Source organism: Fibrobacter sp. UWEL, assembly GCF_900142535.1.
Classification (GTDB): Bacteria; Fibrobacterota; Fibrobacteria; order Fibrobacterales; family Fibrobacteraceae; genus Fibrobacter.
Map to the genome: position 1 here is coordinate 139,745 of NZ_FRBE01000002.1, position 22,151 is coordinate 161,895.

The 22,151-nt window shown below is 48.3% G+C and carries 21 protein-coding genes; 7 read left to right on the forward strand and 14 right to left on the reverse strand.

Features of this window, described 5'->3' with window-relative positions; genetic code table 11:
* Positions 1-69: 69 nt before the first annotated feature.
* Together BUB59_RS02070 and BUB59_RS02075 are read right to left on the reverse strand one after the other, a co-directional pair.
* Positions 70-357 carry a GIY-YIG nuclease family protein gene (locus BUB59_RS02070; protein ID WP_073225163.1) on the reverse strand — a complete coding sequence of 96 codons (288 nt, stop codon included), beginning with the start codon at positions 355-357 and terminating at the stop codon, positions 70-72.
* A gap of 212 nt (positions 358-569) precedes the next feature.
* Positions 570-1,724 carry a glycosyltransferase gene (locus BUB59_RS02075; RefSeq protein WP_159433309.1) on the reverse strand — a complete coding sequence of 385 codons (1,155 nt, stop codon included), beginning with the start codon at positions 1,722-1,724 and terminating at the stop codon, positions 570-572.
* A 41-nt stretch (positions 1,725-1,765) separates the two neighbouring features.
* On the opposite strand from BUB59_RS02075, the gene BUB59_RS02080 reads away from it, so the two are divergent.
* The 4 genes from BUB59_RS02080 to BUB59_RS02095 are packed head-to-tail and all read left to right on the forward strand — an operon-like array spanning position 1,766 to position 6,274.
* Entirely contained in the window at positions 1,766-2,878 is a 1,113-nt protein-coding gene (locus tag BUB59_RS02080) for a glycosyltransferase (RefSeq protein ID WP_073225166.1), read from the forward strand.
* Between the two features lie 26 nt (positions 2,879-2,904).
* A complete protein-coding gene (locus BUB59_RS02085) occupies positions 2,905-3,846 on the forward strand; it encodes a glycosyltransferase (protein ID WP_073225167.1) in 942 nt (313 codons plus the stop codon).
* Positions 3,846-4,838, forward strand: a complete 993-nt coding sequence (locus BUB59_RS02090) for a glycosyltransferase family 2 protein (RefSeq protein WP_073225170.1) — start codon at positions 3,846-3,848, stop codon at positions 4,836-4,838. The genes BUB59_RS02085 and BUB59_RS02090 overlap by 1 nt, the downstream gene beginning before the upstream one ends.
* The gene (locus BUB59_RS02095) at positions 4,835-6,274 is read left to right on the forward strand and encodes a hypothetical protein (RefSeq protein ID WP_073225172.1); all 1,440 of its coding nucleotides are present in this window, start codon (positions 4,835-4,837) and stop codon (positions 6,272-6,274) included. The genes BUB59_RS02090 and BUB59_RS02095 overlap by 4 nt, the downstream gene beginning before the upstream one ends.
* Here the strand turns inward: BUB59_RS02095 and BUB59_RS02100 are convergent.
* The 9 genes from BUB59_RS02100 to BUB59_RS15795 form a co-directional block, all read right to left on the reverse strand.
* Positions 6,240-7,409, reverse strand: a complete 1,170-nt coding sequence (locus tag BUB59_RS02100) for an SO_0444 family Cu/Zn efflux transporter (RefSeq protein ID WP_083540126.1) — start codon at positions 7,407-7,409, stop codon at positions 6,240-6,242. The two genes, BUB59_RS02095 and BUB59_RS02100, sit on opposite strands and share 35 nt — an antisense overlap.
* 175 nt (positions 7,410-7,584) lie before the next feature.
* On the reverse strand, positions 7,585-7,998 hold the full coding sequence (locus BUB59_RS02105; RefSeq protein WP_073225175.1) for an ArsR/SmtB family transcription factor: 414 nt from the start codon (positions 7,996-7,998) through the stop codon (positions 7,585-7,587).
* A 193-nt stretch (positions 7,999-8,191) separates the two neighbouring features.
* Positions 8,192-8,617 (reverse strand): PTS sugar transporter subunit IIA, encoded by a 426-nt coding sequence (locus BUB59_RS02110; RefSeq protein ID WP_073225177.1) that lies wholly within the window; start codon positions 8,615-8,617, stop codon positions 8,192-8,194.
* 84 nt (positions 8,618-8,701) lie between these two features.
* Positions 8,702-9,715 carry an aminoglycoside phosphotransferase family protein gene (locus BUB59_RS02115; protein ID WP_073225179.1) on the reverse strand — a complete coding sequence of 338 codons (1,014 nt, stop codon included), beginning with the start codon at positions 9,713-9,715 and terminating at the stop codon, positions 8,702-8,704.
* Positions 9,716-9,810: 95 nt separating this feature from the next.
* Positions 9,811-10,827: an ABC transporter permease subunit gene (locus tag BUB59_RS02120; RefSeq protein ID WP_073225182.1), complete on the reverse strand. Its 1,017-nt coding sequence runs from the start codon at positions 10,825-10,827 to the stop codon at positions 9,811-9,813.
* Positions 10,827-11,657: a dihydrodipicolinate reductase gene (gene dapB, locus BUB59_RS02125; protein ID WP_073225183.1), complete on the reverse strand. Its 831-nt coding sequence runs from the start codon at positions 11,655-11,657 to the stop codon at positions 10,827-10,829. Before dapB ends, BUB59_RS02120 begins: the two co-directional genes overlap by 1 nt.
* A 44-nt stretch (positions 11,658-11,701) precedes the next feature.
* Positions 11,702-12,433, reverse strand: coding sequence for a hypothetical protein (locus BUB59_RS02130; RefSeq protein WP_143160185.1), 732 nt, complete (start codon positions 12,431-12,433; stop codon positions 11,702-11,704).
* 343 nt (positions 12,434-12,776) lie between these two features.
* Complete coding sequence (locus BUB59_RS02135) at positions 12,777-13,967, reverse strand: iron-containing alcohol dehydrogenase (protein ID WP_073225187.1); 1,191 nt, start codon at positions 13,965-13,967, stop codon at positions 12,777-12,779.
* Between the two features lie 114 nt (positions 13,968-14,081).
* On the reverse strand, positions 14,082-14,384 hold the full coding sequence (locus BUB59_RS15795; RefSeq protein ID WP_073225189.1) for an FISUMP domain-containing protein: 303 nt from the start codon (positions 14,382-14,384) through the stop codon (positions 14,082-14,084).
* Between the two features lie 99 nt (positions 14,385-14,483).
* Between BUB59_RS15795 and BUB59_RS02145 the strand changes: the two genes are divergently transcribed.
* Positions 14,484-15,848, forward strand: a complete 1,365-nt coding sequence (locus BUB59_RS02145; RefSeq protein WP_073225191.1) for an ATP-binding protein — start codon at positions 14,484-14,486, stop codon at positions 15,846-15,848.
* Between the two features lie 234 nt (positions 15,849-16,082).
* Here the strand turns inward: BUB59_RS02145 and purB are convergent, their stop codons facing one another.
* Entirely contained in the window at positions 16,083-17,525 is a 1,443-nt protein-coding gene (gene purB, locus BUB59_RS02150; RefSeq protein ID WP_073225192.1) for an adenylosuccinate lyase, read from the reverse strand.
* 55 nt (positions 17,526-17,580) lie between these two features.
* Complete coding sequence (locus BUB59_RS02155) at positions 17,581-18,102, reverse strand: nitroreductase family protein (protein WP_073225194.1); 522 nt, start codon at positions 18,100-18,102, stop codon at positions 17,581-17,583.
* Positions 18,103-18,230: 128 nt separating this feature from the next.
* Here BUB59_RS02155 and BUB59_RS02160 point away from each other — a divergent pair, with 128 nt between their 5' ends.
* Together BUB59_RS02160 and BUB59_RS02165 are read left to right on the forward strand one after the other, a co-directional pair.
* A complete protein-coding gene (locus BUB59_RS02160; protein WP_073225195.1) occupies positions 18,231-20,357 on the forward strand; it encodes an autotransporter outer membrane beta-barrel domain-containing protein in 2,127 nt (708 codons plus the stop codon).
* Positions 20,358-20,510: 153 nt separating this feature from the next.
* Positions 20,511-21,731 (forward strand): sensor domain-containing diguanylate cyclase, encoded by a 1,221-nt coding sequence (locus tag BUB59_RS02165; protein WP_234979899.1) that lies wholly within the window; start codon positions 20,511-20,513, stop codon positions 21,729-21,731.
* A 9-nt stretch (positions 21,732-21,740) separates the two neighbouring features.
* Here the strand turns inward: BUB59_RS02165 and ruvX are convergent, their stop codons facing one another.
* Complete coding sequence (ruvX, locus tag BUB59_RS02170; RefSeq protein ID WP_073225197.1) at positions 21,741-22,151, reverse strand: Holliday junction resolvase RuvX; 411 nt, start codon at positions 22,149-22,151, stop codon at positions 21,741-21,743.

Here is a 22,151-nt window from a genome sequence, read left to right on the forward strand (position 1 = left end):
TCGGGCCATTGGCCCTCCAAGATGACATACGGATATAGAATCTAAGACCTCTCGTTGGAGAGGTCTTTTTTATAGCTGATAGTAAAGATCCTGCCATTCTGGATTCATGGAATGAATCAATTCTATCTTCTTTCTTCTGAGAAGATTCTTCAAGGATTTTTCCCGTTCTATCGCAAAGCGAATGTCAGTATGTTCTTCATAATAACCCAGCTTGTCTATACCGTATTTTTTCGTAAATCCTTCAAACACCTTTTCCTTATGCTGCGTAACCCTATTCTTTAAATCACTAGTTACCCCTACATAAAGGGATCCATTTTTCTTATTGAATAAAATGTACGTATATGATTTTTTCTGCATTATTTTTTCCTTATTATGCAGAAAAATATATTAACGAGAAAGTGTCATTTTAAGACACTTTTAAGATTTGCAGAATTGAACACATCTCGTTTTATTCTGGAGCAACTTATAAACATCATTCTGGAGCCGACTTTATTATGTCATTTTGGAGCCGAAGGCGATAGAATCAAGCCTTTTGGATCCTATCGGGCCTTTGGCCCTCCAGGATGACGTTAGGACAAAGCGTTTAATACGCGTTCCTTAAAGGATTTCATCGAGCAGTGGAGCAGGAGTTCCGCTGCTTTTTCTTCGTTTAGGACGTTCTCGCCGGAGATGACGCGGTCAATGACCTTGGCGTAGGCTTCTGCGTCTGTAGGCGGATCAATGAGGGGGGCGACCCCATCCAGATTTTCCTTGACAGCGGAGGTTGCTGCGCAAAGCGCGGGAGTGCCGCAGGCAATTGCCTCTATGGGAGGCAAACCGAAGCCTTCCAGCAAGGAGGGATAAACCATCAAGTCGGCATGGCGGTAAAGGTCCCGCAATTCATCGGCGTTCAGACGTTCAAAGTGGAACACGTTGTAAAGTTTCTTCACGTTGATGATTTCCCGGAGACGTTCCGAAAGCTTACCCACACGGACAAAAGCCACATCCGGGCGCAGTCTTGCGGTTTCAAAGTACGTGTCGATATTCTTTCGAGGTTCATCCAGACTTACGTTGACGCACATGCCCGTAAAGTTCCGCATGCCCTTCTTGCGACGGAACGCTTTCTTATCCTCGGCGGTGATTGCCACTTCTGGCTTATTGAACAGTTCACTATCGATGGGGCAGCCAATGACGGTACCAGGAGCGTTGGACATCTTGGGACCGAAATGTTTTGCAGCCTCTTCACGAGTCCATCCGGAGTTATACACAAAAGTACTGGCGGATACGCAACTGCGGATATAGAACAAATTAAGCAGAATGAACTTGGGACTGGTAGGGTACAAGGTTTCCGCAAAGGTATCGTGAACGAACATCACCGTGCGGCCGTTGTTCTTGCAGGATTTCAAGGCGGATTTTGCCACCGGCACCAGAAAGCCCAATTCCGGTCGAATGAAGAAAACCACATCCGGCTGCACGTCCTTCACCACCTTCTTCAGGGGGCTGCGGAAGGAGAAAAAGCCCGTGTAGAGGGACTTGCCCCACACTTCGTGAGAGGTATAGGAATCGGGCGAAACCACCGAGGCGGCACCCTGGGCAGATTTTTCCGCATCCGGGAAGAACTTCGGGGTCTTAAGCCACAGCACATGGGCCTCGAACTCGGGAGTTACGGCCTTGATCAAGTTCAAGGTCAGGCGACCAAAGCTGGTACACTCATTCTTATCGCAAACAAAAAGGATTTTCTTCACAAGTTCAATAATAAAAAAATCCATTTTTTATATTGTGGGCTATGAACAAGCACCTCTACTTTTACAGCGATGCGCCAGAATGGGGCGGCCAGGAAATTCTCGCAGCCCGCATTGCCAATATCCTGGCACAAAGCTATCAGGTGCATTTTTTCTTTGCCGCAGAGAAGTTCGATCGTGAACTGAGCCCCAGCGTGGAGCGCATTCCCCTTCCCTTCCATTCCCAAGGGCCCTTCCCTATTGTGAGGGATCGACTTTCCCGAAAGGCGGGAAAAGCCAGAAGAATCTTGCAGAAACATGGAGCAGGAAGCGATCACTTTAAGCAGCTGATTATCTGTCCGGGAAACATAGAGCGGTGTATTCCTGCGGTGGTGGCAGCCCGAAAGCTTAAGCTGGAAATTATTTCCTACTACCCCATGGCCTTTACCCAGAAGGAATCCCTGGCTACCCTAGGTTCCCTGAGGGACAAGTTGGCTTTGAGAGTCTACCCGAAGATTTCCAAGTGGATTGTGAATACGCCCTACCAGGAACGACTTCTTCGCAGGTTTATCCAGCCGGAAACGGTTGTATTCCAGTTACCCAACCCGCTGACCTACCAGGAAGATCTTCCCCCGAAAAAGCCCAAGATCTTGAAACAGGTGGCCACCATCGGTAGACTTTACTTCGGGCAGAAAGGCCAGGAGATTATTCCCGAAATAGCAAGTCTCCTGAAAGACAAGACCGACGTTCGATTCCATATTATCGGTCAAGGTCCCGATGCAGACAAACTAAAAGAACTAGCCCAGAGCAAGAACGTTTCCGACCGTATGATATTCACCAGCTGGGCTACAAAAAACGAAGTTCAAAACCAGCTGGCCCACCAGACCGACATTCTGCTTATTCCCTCCAAGTTCGAAAGCGGCCCCATGGTTCTATTCGAAGCATTGCAGTGCGGCATTCCCGTCCTTGCGGCCAACGAGGAATACATCCAGGATTACAAGCTTCCGGAATGGATGACCTACCAGCCAGGCAATGCCCAGGACGCCGCCCAGAAGATTTTGGATATGGCCAGTTCCTGGAACCTGGAGCAGCTGGAACAGGTACGCAAGTATTTATTTACAGGCCGTAGGGACAACGAGTTCCAACAGCAGGTTTTGGACATCTTCGCCCAGATCTAATTCAGCATAATTTATATATTGGGGCTATGAATTCTGTACACGTAGTCCTATGTACTTATAATGGCGAGCGCTTTCTCAAAGAAATGCTCCAGTCCATTGCGTGTCAGACCGTTCCCTCCAAATCTGTCACGATTTTGGATGACGCCTCCTCCGACAACACCTGCAGTATTGTGGAGAGTTTCGCAGAAGTTCTTCCCCTGCACTTTTATAAAAACACAAGCAATACTGGCCATCGGGCTGCATTTTCAAAAGCACTTGAATACGCCAGCCAGTTTGTGGAACCGGGAGACTACATCGCCCTGGCCGATCAGGACGACATCTGGGAACCGAATAAGAACGAATTGTTGCTGAAAGGCATCTGTGAAAGCGCCCTGGCATTTGGCGACGCTCAGATTATTGACGGAGAAGGCAAGAAAACCGCCGACTCCTGGCGAGCTCTAGCCCATATTAGCAAGGACACCAACATCAATCGACAGGTGGCAGGCATCAACAATGTGACCGGTATGATTTCCCTGTTCAAGGCGGAATTGCTCCAGGACATCCTCCCCATTCCTGAAGGTGTCACAGTACACGATCGCTGGATCGCCATGATGGCAGTCAAGAATGGTGGCATAAAAGCCATTGACCAGGTGGTCGCCAAATATCGCATTCACGGAAACAATGCCGTTGGCGGAGTGGCAACGCCCTGCATGAGCAAAACTCTGGCCACAGCCATTTCCTGGAATGAAACCATCCTAGATAACGCCAGCCGATTGAAGCTGACGGACGCAGAAATCTCCTTTGCGAAAAAACACTTGGCCTGGACCAAACGAAAAATGAATTGCGCAACAGCCCTCCGAGACTTGCCCTGGGTCATCGCCAATCGAGACAATCTTTTCTTAAAGACTTCCCCCGCTACACGGTTGAAGCAAGTACTTTTTAGTGCCTTTGGACTACCTCTGGCCAAGAAACTTTTTGGGAAGTCCTAATGGAAAAGAAGACCGCCATTATTCTGGTCACCTACAACGGGTGGGCTCTAACAGAAGCCTGCCTGAAAGATTTATCCGGATTGACTGATGGTCCGTTCGTCGTGGCCGTCGCAGATAATGGCAGTTCGGACGGAACTGTAGAAAAAATCCGCCAGCAGTTCCCTTGGGTTCACGTTTACCCGCAGGCAGGGAACCTGGGGTTTGGCGCGGCCAACAACGGCGCTATTCGCGGGCTCATTGCGGACGGAATCGAATTTGACGCAGTCTGCCTCCTGAATAACGACACCCGTTTTGATGCATGCGCCATCGTGAAATTGCGTGAAGATCTTGATAAAGCGGGCGGAGTCGTAGCCCCCACCACCTTAAATGCGGATGGCAGCAGGCAAAACAATTTCTTCGCAGGTCTTGGTCCCGATGGTATCGGCTCCCTGCAGTTTTTCCTCAACGCTTTCCGCGGGGAAGGCGGTGCAGCCAGAGTCCTGGAAGGAACGCCCCAGCCCGTTACCATCGAGGCAATCGAGCAGGCTTCTTCAGAGAACTGCGCAGAAGATGCCAGCGAGAACAGCGCCACGCTTCTGGAAACCCGCTGGACCAGTGCCGTCTGCTGGATCCTTTCCCGCAAACTTTGGGAAGCCGCCGGCGGTTTCGACGAAAAGATCTTTATGTACTACGAAGATGGGGACTTGGCCTTACGTCTCCGTGCATTGGGCGCCCGCTTCTTCATTAGCCAGGAAAGTGTCATCACCCACTTGGGCGGCGGTTCCGCAAGCAACAGCCTGAGCCGCGCTTTACAGCATGACCGTTCCCAGCAATATGTATTCCGCAAGCACTTCGGCATCCGCGGTCTTCTGCTTTCAAAAGCCTTCCGCATTACCCGCAGTCTTGTCCGTATGGGAAGTGTCCTGCCCCGCTGTTTCGTGGGGGCAAACGCCAAACAGAAACGGGAATACTTCCGCCATCATTTCGCCTTGTTGAAGGAGGCTCTCTCATGAGAATCGCAGCAGCTCTTTTAACTCTCGCATCCATCGCCCTTGCACATCCGGACTTTCAAGGTCCAGCCCACATTACGCTGCAGGACACGTCCCGCAACTATGAGGTGAATATCCGCGGGCAGCTGCTGGACTCTCTGGCCATTACCAATCTGGACAACGCCCCCACGCATTACGACAACTCCATGTCGGTCCGCCTGTTTCTGGACGGACACTTTACGGACGCCTTCCAGTTTGCCGCCCGAGTGAAGGTCAGCACCGACTTTACCAATCGTGACATTGCGGATCACTTCTACAATCCCAACGAAGGTATTCCCTACAACAAGCAGAGCGATACCAAGCGCACCTGGGACTTGTTTGCGGCACATGCCAGCTACCAGCTTTCTCCCGTGAAGCTAATGGCCGGATTTGATTATCTAGACATGGGTCCCGCCCGCCGTAACCACGTCATTCTTCGCGGGGAACAGGACATTTACCGCCCCTGGCAGGATTCCAGCAGCCGTATTCCCGACGCCGCACCCACCCCCTATTTTGGCTATCAGTTTGAAATTGGCCCCGTAGTATATTCCCAGTACGGAATGAAGCTTTTCGAAAAGAAAGGCGCAGGCAAGTATCTTCACGTCCATCGTCTGGACCTGAACCTGCCTAAGAACATTACCCTGGGGCTTTCTGAAACAGCCCTTTACGGCACCACCACCGAAGCCGCAGGAACCAATCCCAATCTGGACGCAGACAGCAGCGGCCGCGATTTCGAATGGGCCTACATGATTCCCTTTGTTCCCTACGTTTTCCAGGAACACTTGCAGGGCGATCAGGACAACATAGGTCTGGCATTTGACTTGAGCGTCAAGACAATTCCCCACTGGGAATTTTACGGAGAGCTGCTTTGGGACGACATGAAGTCCCCCACGTCCATGTTTGACGATACCTGGTGGGGCAATAAATGGGCCGCCTCTATTGGCGTCGCTCGTGATAGCCTGCGCCTAGGCAAGACGCTCTGGAACTGGTACGGCGAATACACCCGCGTGGAGCCCTGGGTATATACCCATCACAAAGGCGGTGCCTATACCTACGTGAGCTACGCCCAGAGTATGGGTACGGATTTAGGCCCCAACAGTCAAGAAATTTATACGGAAATCAATGGCACCTATAAGGTAGAATCCGGTTTCCTGAAGGATGCTTTGATTCGCGGCACCGTGCTTGCAAGCGCTGTGGCCAAGGATACTGCTTTCGGTGGAAATCTATCGGATATTCATACTCCGGAAAGCGCCATCGACAAAAAATACCTGAATGATGAAACCACATTCAGGTACTATGAAGTTGGCGGTAAGCTGGAATTCTATCCCTTCCATTGGATGAGTATTCGCGCAGGATATTCCCGTTTCTTCGGGGACTACGAAGGATTTAGAGCTTACGGCTTCGGATCAATCCAGTGGTAATTAACACCGCGAGAACGGCTACACAACCGTAATCGAACCAGCTTAAACCATCACCGTGACAAGCCATTCCCTTCATGGTAATGGAACTGAGGAAGGTATCCATCATAAAGGTGTCCACCACCCAGCCAAAGAAGAAAGCTCCCGCAGCGATGCTGAACAGGTAAGCTACCAGAGTGCGCTTGCCAAAGGTCTTACCCACCACCACCATGGAGGCGATGCTAGTTGCAGGACCAGCCATCAGTAACACCAGTGCGGCACCAGGAGGCAACCCCTTTGCCATAAGAGCCAAAGCCAGCGGGATAGAGCCTGTAGAGCAGGTGTACATGGGCATGGAAATCAACAGCATAGCGAACATGCAGAGAATGGGGTATTCGCGAATGGACATGAACAGTTCATTGGGAACGAATGCCGCAATCAAGGCGCCCAATACCAAGCCGATCAACAACCAGCGGGTAATTTCGGGAAGCAAGTCGCCGAAGCCATACTTGAAGGTATCCTTCAACTTACCCACGAAACCGTCATTGTGTTCAGATTCATCGTCATGACCGCAGCAACAACACTTGTGTTCTTCTTCGTGAGATTCTTCATGTTCATGACAGCAGCAGCAACCATGTTCTTCATGTTCTTCATGTTCCTCATGATCATCGTGGTCGTCGTCGCAACCACCGCAACAGCAACTTTCCTTAGGAACTTCAATCTTAGAAAGATCTTCTTCCTTTTCGCCGCGGGTCACAATATTTGTAAGCAGCCCACCAAACATGGACGAAACAAAAGCTGCCACTGGGCGAAGAATTGCAAAGGGCAAACCCAGCAGGGAGTATGTAGCCAGAATGGAATCCACACCTGTAGCCGGCGTAGAAATCAGGAAGCTGACGCTTGCGCCCTTGCTAGCACCTTCCTTGCGTAAGGCAACCGCCGTAGGAATCACGCCGCAACTGCAAATGGGCAGCGGAATGCCAAACAGCGCAGAAAGCAGCACCGACTTAAAGTTAGGCTTGCTAATCTTGGGCACGTACAGGGAGCGAGGCACCCAAACATGCAGAATACCTGCCAGCAAGAAACCCAAGAGCAGGAAGGGAGCCATTTCCGCAAACAGTTCCACTAACGCAGAAAGAAATGTTGTTATGTATTCCATAATTTATCCTTTTTTCAAATCCAATAGTTGAGCAATTCTTCAACTTTAAAAAAAAGAAATCGTCCTTTAATTCATTCAAAGCTTCCAGGGGGTTTTTAGGGGTGGCTCCCCTAATCCTCAAATACTTGCAACGCAAGTTTTGAGCAGGGGGTCCAGGGGGCGGAAGCCCCCTGCATCATTCTAACACATGGGCCATGCCCTGATTGAAAATGGTCTTTACATGTTCATCGGCTAAGGAATAATAAACCACGCTACCTTCCTTGCGATACTTCACCAGATTGGACTGTTTAAGGATTCGTAGCTGGTGAGAGATGGAAGACTTTGTCATATTCAACAGTACAGAAATATCACTGACACACATTTCCGGACGGCATTCGTAGCCGTGGTCCTTATGATCAACCATATGTTCCTCGGCACGCATTAGGGCACAAAGAATCTTGACGCGGGTAAAATCACTGAAAATCTTGAAGGTATCAGCCAGATCCATAAGAGATTCATCTTCAGGTAGCATAGGACGAATCGCATTCACCACTTCTTCATGAATAGTGCTGCAGTCTGATCCTTCGAATTCCATTTCCTTTTCTACCATATTACCTCACTTACTAAATCCTTCGACGCGCTTCGCTTGCTCAGGATAACGTCAACAATTAAAGAGTTGAATAATTGTTCAACTATTAATCTAGAAGAATCTTTATAAAAATTCAAGAGGTTGATTCAAATTTCCATAAAAAAAAGACCTCGCCATCGCGAAGTCCTTTTAAACACTGGATTATGGATCCGGCTTACTCAAATAGAGCCTTGATTTCCTCGTCACTCTTGACCGCCAGAGCTTTTGCCTTCCATTCGGGATCCAGCATTTTCTTGGCCATGCTGGCGATTACCGTGGTATGAGCCATGGCAGATTCCGCAGGAGACAAAAGCAAGCACATAAACTGAGCCTTCTCGCCACCGCGGATTTCGATATCGGTCAAGCCTTCGGGACAAACCACAAAAGCCATCAAGGGTTCTGCAAGTCCCGGCACGCGAGTGTGGGGCAACAACAAGCCCTCACCCATATACACACCCTGTTTTACACGTTCCACCACCCCTTTCCACGTAGCGTTGGCATCAAACTTACAAGGCCCATGAACCAAGGCATCGTAGGCAAAGCCAATGGCACGTCCAAAGGTTTCACTACTCGTATATAATTTCGTATAAACTAAAGCCATAATCACCTAGCGTCCTTCTAACCCACCCGATGATTAGCAAACAAGACAGGCTGCAGTAAAATACCGCAGCCTATTTCAAATAATCTATGCCAAAGCCTTTTCCATGAATTCAAAGACTTCCGGGCTAGTCACCTTGGCAATCTTCTTGAATTCACCAAACAGGACACGAAGCTGAGCCTTACCCGGTTCGATGTACTGCTCGAACTTCTGGATGCCATTCACCTTGGAAAGCTTGCAATAAGCGCCCATGGCCTGCATCACGCGCTGGAGACTTGCATGGATAAATGCTTCCCAAGCGTCTTCCTTAGTGTAAGTCTTGGTTTCGCGGAAAGAGGTTCGCCAGTATTCAAAGAAATCCTGAATTTCAGTCAGAGAGAGACCTACATACGGATCCCACAGGAGGCTAGCCAAATCGTAGAACATGGAACCACGACGGGCGCCCTGATAGTCCACGAAAGCAATATCGGAATCCGGCTTCACCATAATATTCTGGCTCTGGAAGTCGCGATGCATCAGCACCTTGGGCTGTGCGTCCACGGTCAAGGCCAACATGGAGTAGCAATTGCGGACAGACTCCGGAATTTCTGTAATGCCCTTATGGCCCATCAGGTAATGTTCCGTGAAGTAATCGGTTTCCCACTTGAGGGCAGCAAAGTCAAAACGACGGAGCCACAAGTCAGAACGAGCACTGAACAGGGAGCGGGAAACTTCCTGCCACTTGATCAAGGCGTCAATAATCACAGGATAAAGAATACGGACATTGCCGGACTTGCCCTGACCAGAAGGACGAACTTCGTCCAGCACGTTGTGAGCGCCCAGGTCTTCCTGAAGGACGGAAGCGGACTCTTCGTCTACGAAATAGACACTGGGGACCGGCAAACCGAAGTCCTTAAAGGCAACGGAATAATCAACAAAACGCTTAAAATCATCATCTACTGAAGCAGAAACCTGGAGAACGCAGGAGCGGTCACCACTTGCGATTCGATAATACTTGCGGCCCGAACCGGCACCGGCAATATTGGAAACTTCAAAATCGGCATCATAGCCATGAGAGAGCAAGAAATCTTTAACAGCAGGAGAAATCATATCGTTATTCATGTGAAGCAATATATATAAAATGAAGAATGAAATATGAATGATGAAAAATGATTTATTTGTTTTGCGTCATATTTTCATTCTTAATCATTCACTTTTTAGGAGAACTTGATTCGCGGATCCACTACGGTATAAAGAATGTCACTGAACAGGCGCCCCACCATGGCCATCAGGCTGCTGAGGAAGATGACACCCATGACCACGTTGTAGTCGCGGTTCACCATGGAGTTGTAATAGAGCAAGCCCATGCCATCAATATCGAAGACCTTCTCGATGAGAAGGGCCCCCGCAAACATCAAGGTACAGATTTCGGACAGACGTGTAGCAATGGGAATCAGGGCGTTACGTAAGGCGTGACGAACCAGAGCTTTTCTAAAACTCAAGCCCTTGGCAAGTGCGGTGCGCATATAATCTCTACCCAATTCCTCCAAAGCGGAGTTCTTCATGAGGAAGGTCAGGAAGGCAAACTCCCCGATCATATAGCAGAAGATAGGCAGCACCAGGTGATGAGCCAAATCCCCAATCTTCTCGAAGAAGCTGAAATCCTCGAAGTCGTCGGAGGTCAAACCTCCTAAGGGGAAGATATCCAGATAAGATCCGCCAGCGAGGAAAATGATTAGCAAAATACCAAGCGCATAACCAGGCATCACATAGCCCGAGAAGATGGCACCAGACGTAAAGGAATCCATCTTGCTGCCGTGGTGAACCGCCTTCCAGAGTCCAAGAGGGATACAGACTAGATAGCTCAGGAAGAAAGAGGTAAACCCGAAGAACAAGGAAATGGGGAAACGACTGGAGATGACGTCCCACACGGGAAGGCCGTAGGTATAGCTGGAACCAAAGTCCAGGTGGAGCACGTTCCAAAGCCAAGTCAGATAGCGCTGCCAGGCAGGCTTGTCAAAACCGAAGTAGGCCTGAATCTGAGCAATCTGATCGGGAGATAGAGCCTTAGACGCATCTACCCCACCCTTCATGGCGGCAGCGGCCTGGGCGCGGGAAATCATTTCTTCCACGGGGCCACCAGGCAACAGCTGAATCAGGATAAAGCACACCAATGAAATCCCGATGAGAGTCGGGATCATTAGCAGCAAACGTCTAAGGATATAGGAACGCATTACCTCATCTTACCGGAGCGGAGAACGTCCATCATGTTGAAGGGCTTTGCAGTGCCGTTGGCCAGCTGTTCAGCCAGGAAGTTCACGGCGTCCACAGTACCTTCGGCGTAAATCTTACGGCCGCAAACATTGTGCTGGAATTCGAAGTGAACGGTGCCGTCTTCGCTGTCCAGGTTGTAGGTGTGGAATGCGTGGCCGCCCAGGTATTCTTCGGGTACGTGCATACGTTCCATCTGGCTCTTTTCGTCACGAACCTTCTCGATATCGTCCGGAGTATAAGTGAAGCCCATCTTCTGGAAGGAACCAACCACTGCACGGGCAGTACCGCTGGTGTCAGCCTTGGTCTTCTGGTGGCTTTCAACCACAGAAAGCTTGTAGCCGCTGAATGCGGTGGGGAACTCGTTAGCCAGCCATTCGATCATGGTCTGGAAAGCAACAATCTGCTTGCTCATGTTGGGAGCAATCACGCTGGGATGGTTTGCATCGGCCACCAGCTTCAGCAGGGCGTCGCGGTCACCACCGGTGGTGCCCATCACGAAAGGAATCTTGTGCTTTACGTAGAAAGCGGCGTTGTCGTTTACTGCAGTAGGATGAGTGTAGTCCACGCAGATGAGGTTCGGGTACTTTTCCAAAACTTCACCGATGCGAGCTTCACGATTGCTAGGCTTCAAAAGCTGGATGGTCTTGCCGGCCACTTCAGATTCATTTTCAACAATGATTTCGCCAGTGAGAGAATACGGGACAAGTTCCAGGCCGCGCTTAACGCAGGTCTCTGCAACGATCTTACCCATGTTACCCGGGATACCATTCACCATTACATAAACGGACATAAAAAACTCCTGTAATTATTTACAGGAGCCAAGATAGAAAAATTTTAGTTTCGTATAAAAACGCCGCCTGAGCAAACGTAGCTTTCAACCACATCATTATTGTTTAAGTAAATGGAGCGACTAATTTCCTCCCCCTCGTAACGGCAATCGCGCTTAAACTGGGTAAGAAGATCCTTACAAGAAGGAAGATTTAGCTGAAGAGCTTCCTTAGTCTGGTTGCTATATCCAAATTTCATTAGGCAGGATGCCACCGCCCAGTCTACAGGAACATTCTTACCATCCCGAAGATAGTCGGAAATTTCAAACTTGATGGGTTCATATCGACTGACCAGTTCAATATTTTCCAGCCATTCCTCGTTCATTCCAGTCCAATGAAAACTCATCAAATAATCACGAGCCTTTGCTACAAGAGAACGGAAGGGATAAACAGCCACATCCCTTACATTTTTCACGTTCATGTTTCTTTTCTCTAAGCATTCCGTATTCCGTTTGTTTTCAACAAATTCATACACCATATTGTAACACTTAGACAGACTATCCTCTAGATCCTTTCCTCTGGAGGAAAGATCGCATTTATTCTCCGAATAGTAGCTATAAACAGAAATACCCAAAAAGCGATTTACACCCGCCGCATTTTTCTTGGTGTAAATTTCCTTTTTGTATTTATCTAATTCCTCGTTCCATTTATCCATACATCCTGGATTTTCTACTACGGCTGTATATACGGTATCAAATACTTCCTGCTCTGTAAACCTGAGATTATCGGTTTCATCCAAAAGTTTAAGATACTTCATCAATTGTTCAAGAGGAACACTATCAAGCCTATCGCGGCACAAATTCAACGACTCACGACTAGAACACAGTCGAGTCAACGCAGAGTCCAATCCGCCATTCGCAAAAGACAGTACGGAAAGAACGAGAACCAAAAAAGCAGTTCTTATCATTTCGTGAAGCCTATATCCATAAACACAGACAAAATATAGGCCTTTAATTGAGGTCTTTCAATACCAGTACGTGACATCCGTCACGAGATCCCTAGGACAAAAATCTTATTTTTTCGCTACTTCGTTTTCTCTACGATCTTGTAACGAAACTTTACAAAATTCATTTACTAAAAATTTACAAAGCCAGCTTGTAAATTTCCATAGTGGCAGCGGCATCCAGATCCATATAGCCGTGGAGAACAGCTCCCTTCAAATTATGGAGACGTTCGTTGAGAAGTTCCAGGTTGGGATTTGCAACACCCAGCTGTTCGAACGTCACAGGCATATGGAGCTTGTCGTGGAGCCAAGTCTTAAGGGCAAGTGCGGCAGCCATTGCATCAGCAGATGCGTCGCCGGAGTCGGCAATTCCAAGAACGCGATGACCCAGCTGGGCAATCTTGTGAGGATTGTGCTTTGCACCGTACTGCAGGAATGCCGGGAAAATCACCGCAAGGCCGGCGCCGTGGGTAACGTCGTACTCTGCAGAAATTTCATGTTCCATGGCGTGGCTGTTCCAGTCTTCGACGCGGCCCAAAGAGCAGGTATCGTTATGGGCGATGGTAGCACTCCACATAATGTTGGCGCGGGCTTCATAGTCCTGCGGGTTGGCAATGAGCTTTTCCGCACTTTCCATAATGGCAAGAAGCATACCTTCGGCAAGACGGTCGCCGATCTGCACGTCAAGAGTATTACTCAGGTAACGTTCCAGAATGTGGGCCATCATATCGCTAACACCGCTGGCCGTCTGCCATTCCGGCAAGGTCATGGTCAGCTCCGGATTCATTACCGCAAACTTCGGGCGAAGAATCATGGGATAGCGGATACCCACCTTCACCTTGGTGGCAGTATTTGTAATCACTGAATTGCCGGAACCTTCGGAACCAGCAGCAGGAATGGTGAGCACCACGCCAATAGGCAGCGCACGAGATGTCGTCGCCTTCTTCTTGCAGTTCACCATCTCAAAAAGGTCCCAGAAGTCACCTTCGTAATAGTAACCCACAGCCATAGCCTTGGCTGTATCGATAACGGAGCCGCCGCCCACCGGCAGCAAAAAGTCAGGCTTAAATTCACGGGCAATTTCAAGGCCCTCACGAACCTTGGTATCAACGGGATTGGGCTGCACGCCACCCATTTCAGTAAAGGTAATTCCAGCGGCAGTCAACGCAGACTTTACTTTGTCCAACAGGCCGGAGCGAACAACGCTTCCGCCACCGTAAATAATCATCACGCGGCTTGCGCCATGCTTAAGGCAAAGGTCCCCCACCTGAGATTCCGTGGAACGACCAAAAACAAATTCTGTTGGACTGTAGAAGGTAAAGTTATTCATGAGATTGAATATATAAAAGAAATGCCGGGGCAGAACATCGGCATCTCTTGAATATTTGTTTCAACTAGTCTTTTACGCAACGGATGGAGAAGGCTCCGTACTTATAAGATGTATTCAGTTCCATATCATCAAACAGCGCCTTCGCTTCCCAGATATAACAAAGCCGTATAAGTCGTTTCCCCTGGAAGACTTACTCCATTCTATTTGAGCTTTCAACTTTATTCCAGCAGAATCAACGCCGCCAATAGACTCAAATAGAGTTTTCCATTCAATCACATTCGGCAAATGCCAATTTTCAGGGCAAACACCACGATAAACTAGGTCATTACTGCAATTTACACCATAACCACAGCCTGCGTAACGGAATGTTAAAAAAAACAACATACCGTCAAACGGAAGCGACGTTTCCTCAATCATATATCTGCATTTTCGTGCAATTCCAACAAAAATATATCTGCATTTTCGTGTAATTTTTATTAAATTATATCTGCACTTTCGTGCAAAATAAGGAATAACATGCTTAAAAGAACCGCATATTTAAAGCTTCTAGAATGGAAAAACACCCGCAAGGGCACATCAGCCCTACTCATCAATGGTGCACGACGTGTCGGAAAAACATTCCTAATTAAGGAATTTGCCCAAAACGAGTACAAAAGCTGTATTTTTCTTGATTTCGGACATATTTCCAAACAGATTTTAGATCTTTTTGAAAACGATTCAGACGATTTCGACGTATTCTTTGCAAAACTATCGTCTTTCTGCAAGACGCCCCTCTATAAAAGAGAATCCTTGATTGTTTTTGACGAAGTCCAGCTATATCCAAGAGCAAGACAATTAATCAAGCATCTTGTTGCTGACGGACGTTACGATTATATTGAAAGTGGTTCCTTGATTTCACTGAGGCAAAATGTCAAAGATATCCTTATTCCTTCGGAAGAGGAATGGTTAGAACTCCATCCCCTGACTTTTGAGGAATTCCTTTGGGCCGACGGGGACGAAGTCAGTTATCCTGTCCTCAAAATGCTCTTTGAAAAAAAGATTCCTTTAGGCCCCGCACTTCATCGAAAAATGCTAAACCGTTTTCGCGAATATATGCTTGTAGGAGGTATGCCGCAAGCCGTCAACGCATATATGGAAAACAAGGACTTTGCAAAAGCAGACCGCGTCAAAAGAGACATTCTAAACCTCTATAGGAATGATGTCACCAAATTTGCCAAGGGGTACGAAGCAAAAGTCCTAGCCCTGTTTGACAAGATCCCCGCACAACTATCAAGAAAGGAAAAGCGCTACAAGTTTTCTACACTAGAAAAGAACGCACGCTTTCGATCATATGAAAACGCCTTCGTTTGGCTCAACGAAGCAATGGTTATTAATCCATGTTTCAACGCAACCGATCCTAATGTCGGCCTTGCGTTAAGCGCAGATATATCCACCCAAAAATGCTACATGGCAGACACCGGACTTCTAGTTACACAGACTTTTATGGATAAGTCCTACACCAGCAATGAGCTATACAGGGCGATTCTTTTTGACAAGCTGGACATCAACGAAGGCATGATCATGGAGAACGTTGTGGCGCAGATGCTACGAGCGAAAGGACACAAGCTTTACTTCTATTCCAGATCCGATTCTGCCAACAGGAAGAACAACATTGAAATTGACTTTTTACTCCGAGAACAAATTGGAATTAAGGAAAAAATTTGTCCTATAGAAGTCAAGTCCGGCAGTTACAAGCAGCACGTTTCACTTGATAAATTCTGGGGAAAATTCCACAAGAATTTAACACAGCCATACATTCTATACACAAAGGATTTAGAAGTCCGTAAAACAGACTACGGAGAAATCCTTCATTTACCGCTGTATATGGCAGGACTGCTATAAAAGAAATGCGGCCCAATTCAGGGCCGCACTTCTTAATTGCTAGATCCTTCGCATTCGCTCAGGATGACACAGAGTATCAATTTCGCTTTAGAACAATTTTTCGTTGAGATGTTATTTCACAACAAGAATCCGTTTTGTTCTAGAGTCAAGTGAGACAAGGCGCGAGCCCCCGTAGCGTACTAATCGTACGTGAGGGAGCGAGCAACGCTGTATCACGCAGGCTATAGGACAAAACTAGACTTTCAACTCACCTGCGTCAATGTTGTTCCAGTCAGCCACTGCATCGATAGCGGGGCGGACTTCTTCGGTCACGAACTTCACGACCTGGCCAGGAGCACGACCAACGAACTTCTTCAGGTCGAGGATTTCCTTCAGCTTTTCTTCGGTGATGCCGAGAGCCTGGAACTTTTCGTTCTTGAGGACGCGTTCGAGGAGGTCATTGTCCTTACCCTGTTCCTTAACAACCTTGCCAGCTTCCATGGACATCACGCGGATTTCTTCGTGGAGTTCCTGACGGTCGCCGCCATTCTTCACGCCTTCCATGATGATGTTTTCGGTAGCCATGAACGGGAGTTCTGCCATGATGCGCTTTTCGATCACCTTGGGGTAAACAACAAGACCGTTGGTCACGTTTTCAGCGATGATGAGCATTGCATCCATAGCGAGGAATGCTTCGGGGATGGCGAGACGCTTGTTAGCGGAGTCGTCCAGAGTACGTTCGAACCACTGGGTAGCCTGAGTGATGGCGGTGCTGTTCACCTGAGCCATCACGAAACGGGCCAGAGAGCAGATACGTTCGGAACGCATGGGATTACGCTTGTAAGCCATTGCAGAGGAACCGATCTGAGTCTTTTCAAACGGTTCTTCCACTTCCTTGACACCCTGCATGAGGCGCATGTCAGTTGCAAACTTGTGCAAGGACTGTGCGATGGAAGAGAGCACCTGGTTTACGCGGTTGTCCCACTTACGAGTGTAGGTCTGGCCGGTGATGGTGAGAACGCGCTTGAAGCCAGCCTTAGCGGTAACGCGGCGGTCCAGTTCCATGATCTTTTCTTCGTCGCCGTTGAACAGGTCCATGAAGGAAGCCTGGGTACCGGTGGTGCCCTTAACGCCGCGGAACGGCAGCACTTCGATAAGGAAGTTCACTTCTTCCAGGTCGATAAGCAGGTCCTGGAGCCAGAGGCAAGCGCGCTTACCAACGGTGGTGAGCTGAGCAGCCTGGAAGTGAGTAGCACCCAGCTGAGCCATGTCCTTGTATTCCATGGCAAACTTGGAAAGCTTGTCCATGACGCGGCAGAGGCGCTTACGAACGATGATCAAAGCCTGCTGCATCTGGATGAGGTCGGTATTGTCGCCAACGAAAGCGGAGGTAGCACCCAGGTGGATGATGCCCTTAGCCTTGGGGCACTGCACACCGTAAGCGTAAACGTGGCTCATCACGTCGTGACGGCGGCGCTTTTCTTCTTCTTCGGCAACGTCAAAGTTGATATCGGTAGCGTGAGACTTCAGTTCGTCCACCTGTTCCTGAGTAATGGGCAGGCCAAGTTCCTTTTCGGATTCGGCCAGGTAGATCCACAGCTTGCGCCAAGTCTGGAACTTGTACTGCGGGCTGAAGATGAAACTCATTTCCTTAGAAGCATAGCGCTGAATCAGCGGGCTTTCGAATTGGTCACGCATTTTGACGTCCTTTTTTTGTGTTTTAACGGGTCAAATGTAGAAAATTTGAGAATTTTTACAATACCTTGGCAAATTCAGCCATAGGCTTGCGGGCTTCATGGCGGGGAGAGGGGCCACCCTGTTCCGGATCGGCGTAACCCACATCCAAAATACAGGCCACATGGGTGTTTTCCGGAAGATCAAAAGCCTTGGCCACATCGGCGGCGTTAAAGGCACGGGCCCAGAGGGTATCCAAGCCCACGTTTTTTGCGGCAAGAGCCATATGAGTGGTCACAATACTTGCGTCCATATCGCCTGCGTCAAAGTCGTCATTGTAGTTCTTGGCCTTCCAGCTAATGTCCGTGTTGTAGCAAACCACAAGAATCAAGTTTGCATTGTAAGTCATGCGAGTCAATGCACGGAGCTTATTCAGAGATTCTTCGGATTTCAGGACCAGAACCGTTACCGGTTGGGCATTAGTGGCCGTAGGCGCCAGACGACCCGCCTCCAGAATGTATTGAAGCTTATCTTCTTCTACTGTTTTTTCCAAAAACTTGCGGCAACTATAACGGGCCTGGGCCAATTCATTAAAATCCATAAAAACATCCTCTTGGAACTTTGGATTATAAGATAGCACTAAAATAAACGAATGATTCTTATTTCCCTAAGGGAGCACACTGTTTAGTAAACAAATATATCCTATATTTCCACCCAATAGGAGGATTTATGAAATTTGCAAAGTTTGCAATGCTTTTGGCGGCTTTAGCCACATTTTCGTTTGCGGAATGGGACGGCACTTCAAAAGAGCCGGAGAAAGTCAACAAGATTTATGAAGTAACAACCCCTGAAGAACTGATATGGGTCTTAGACCATTGCTACTTTCCCGATTCATGGAATCTTGCTAACGACATCGTTTTCGGAAAGGATACTGCAAGTCTATCCCCCATCGTCTGGAATGTTCAGGAACATTTCAATTGCGACAGAAACAATCTTTATCTTTATGGTTCTTTCGATGGAAACAACCACACCATCTATGGAATAAACAGCCACCAGAGTTTATTTGCCTACATTAGCGGTTTTAAGAATCTGACCATAGCCAACTCCCAGTTCGGGGGATTTGATATTGATTCCGTTGCCCCTCTCGCGCTCACTGCAGAAGGACAACTCAAGAATATTGAAATCCGAAACACAAAGATCATGGCCGCCAAATATGCCGCAGGCGTGGTGGTAGAGAATAAATTCTACGTCATTCCAAATGATAAAACCGGAGGTATCAAACTAGATACAGTTACCTCAGTACAAGACATTCGCGTTATCGGCGGTTCCGTTGAATCCATGGGCCATGCCGCAGGTATTTTCAATGTAAACGGTCTTGCCGCCACGAATCTGTACAACTCCAGTTCCGTCACCGTCATTGATACATCTACAGATTGTTCAGGCTACCAGACCGATAAAATCGCAGCAGGACTGATTGGTCAAATGGACGCCTATTACGCCACCTACAACAGCAGTCTGGAATCCATCTCCAACTCGGTAAACGAGGGTGATGTCAAAGTCATCAGCAAGTGCGGTAACGTTTACGCCGGTGGTATCGCCGCAACCACCAATGGCGTATTCCGGAATGTAGAAAATAAAGGAAACATCTACGGAAAAACCACAACGAGCACAACCTATGCAGGCGGTATCCTGGGCCACCAGGACAAAACAGAACTCGGCTACTACTTCAACAACAAAAAGTTAAGTAACAAGGGCGACGTCTATGGGGAATCATCCCTCTATGACTACGTCGGCGGTATTTACGGTTACACCACAGGAACCGCTCTGGACTCGGCCTTTAACGAAGGGAGCATCACCGGTGTTGCCACGGGAAAGGATTCCTCCTACGCAAATGTTGGCGGTATCATCGGTTATGCCATTAGATTGAGTTCCTATGGTCACTTTGCAAATCTAGGCAACTGGGGCAAAATTCAGGGTAAATCCGAAAAGTTCGTTGCCGCCGCAGGTGTAATCGGTCGTTTCGGAAGTCCAAGTAATTATCCCTCCTCGGCCTTGTTAGCCGCGCTGAACTATGGTGACGTAGACGCACATATTACAACTAGAAGCACCTACGACGCCAAGCTGTATGCAGCTGGCATTACCGCCTATAGCAAGTTCGCCCCGATATACGCAGTATACAACTACGGAAACATTACCGGGGATACGGACATCGAGAATAGTATTGTAGCTGGCCTCATGGCTTACGGGACCTCCTCGACAGACTACGTCACAAACGGCTACAACGTGTCTCCGAAAATCATCGGCAAGAAGAACGGAGCCCTCATTGCCTACGGTCCCCTGTCCCGTTACGATTTCACCAACTGTTTCAACGACAAGGACGTGAACCCCATGAAAATTCTGGTGGACACCAGCGCCGTCACAGAAGAACAATTGGCTGAAGCAAACGTAAGGAACCTGACTACAGAAGAACTGCAGTCCGACACCCTCCTCAATATGTTCAATTCCTACCAGAACCAGTTCTACGACGAGGTCCTCTGGAAGAAAGGCTCTCGCGGCTACCCTGTATTCCTCTTTGACACTACCCAGGCGTCCCGAGATTCAAACAGCACAGGAGAAATCGACCCGCCTTTGATTTGTCATAAGACACAAGCCAATGTTACAGGCTTTACAGTGGCGATCTCAGGACACGACGTAACCCTCATGAACGCTAAGGACGAGGTATCCGTCTTTGACCTGCAGGGAAACAGGATTGCCCGGGTGAAAACCATCCAGGGGGCCGCCCAGTTCCAGTTTCCGGCTACAGGAAGCTACATCCTGAAATCAGGACGGCAAGCCCAGTCTATTACCATCAAATAAGTCCATTTCTACCAAAAGTCGCCCCAAAAGGCGACTTTTTCTATTTCAAGAGAATGCTATTAGCGGTTGGAATATGATTTTTCATATTCCATTCATCATTTTTCAATTTCTGCATTATAAATATAGATGGGTATAGTAGTAGGAATTAAAATAATGAAGAAATTAATTCTTTATACAAAGAACGGCGTGAGCGACAAGGTGTTGGAAGACATCTTGAAGGAATGCTACGATTGCCAGTTCTTCGATATTGATTCCTGCGAAGACATCTGGGGACTAACCTCCCAAATCAGCCCCGACATTATCCTGGTCATGTCCAATGCGGCTCTGGATCAGGATTACAGAGTCCTGAAGATATTACAGTCCAAAAAGACCCTCCTTCCCTCCTCCGTGCTGGTTGCTACCCAAGCCACCCCTACAGAGGACGAATTCAAATGTCTGGACTACGGCGCCCTGGACTTTATTATTGCGCCTTTCAGAAAGAAACTGATTCTCAATCGCCTGGACAATCTGACAAACGTCAGAAACTCCATCCACCTTCAGGAACTGGAAAACATCCTGAAGCGTCTGCCCTCCAACATCTTCCTGAAGGATGCGGAAGGCAAGTACGTTTTCTGCACCCACTATTGGCATCACCTCCACGGAGCCGATGAACCGGGCTGGACCATCCGCGGGAAAACCGACGTAGAAATCCGCAAGGATACGGAAAACGCCAAGATGGCCATGGAGAAGGATAAGGAAATTATCCGCACAGGCAAGGGCACGAATTACGTCATTGAAATCAACGCCGACGGTATCCAGGAATTCATGGAAATCATCAAGGAGCCCGTTCACGATGACGAGGGTAACATTTACGGTATCGTGGCCTTGATCAACAACGTGACGGAGCAGGAACTTCTAAAGCGAAAACTCCACAAGCTGGCCATTACCGACGAAATGACGGGGCTTTACAACAGGACCTACCTTCAGGAAGTACTGAAAGAAATTGACAACGAAAAGAATCTGCCCCTAGGGTTTATTTCTGCGGACTGTAACTACCTGAAGATGATCAATGACTACTACGGTCATATGATGGGCGACGAATACATCCGCCTGGTGGGCGTGCTGTTCAAGATGGTGCTGCCCAAGGAAGCCCTCATGTTCCGTGTAGGCGGTGACGAATTCCTGGCCATAATTCCCAATACAACGGAGCCCCAGCTCCTAAATTACGTCCTCCAGATGAAGGAACAGGCAAAGACCTTCCAGATTAAGGGAAAGAAATTCAGCGCAGCCTTCGGTTACTCCTTCATGGAAAACAACGACGAAGACATCATGTGCTACCTGGAAAAGGCGGACCGCGAAATGTACGTGGACAAAGCCGAAAAAAGACGCCTTTAGCGCCTTTTTTTAATTCTCATCCAACCATCTTTGAAGAATAATTTGTGCGGCCAGCTGATCGATGACTGCCTTATTTTTCTGTTTTTTCTTCTTACTGAAGTGTGATGTGCAAGCCTGGGCCTGGACACTGGAGTAGGATTCGTCCTGTGTGTACACGGGCATTCCAGGGAAACGTTCCTTTAAATCCTGAACGAACTTCTCCACCACCACATTCTTACCATTGGCTCTACCATCCGGATGATAGGGCATTCCAACCACGAAGGCATTCACCTTGTTCACCTTCACCAGTTCATCCAGGCGGACCCACAGGTTTGTAGTCTTCTGGTCGATGGTTTCTCGGGCAAATGCGAATTTTAGTTCAGAATCGGCAAAAGCAACGCCTACGCGATGTTCACCATAGTCAAGAGCAAGATAATTCAT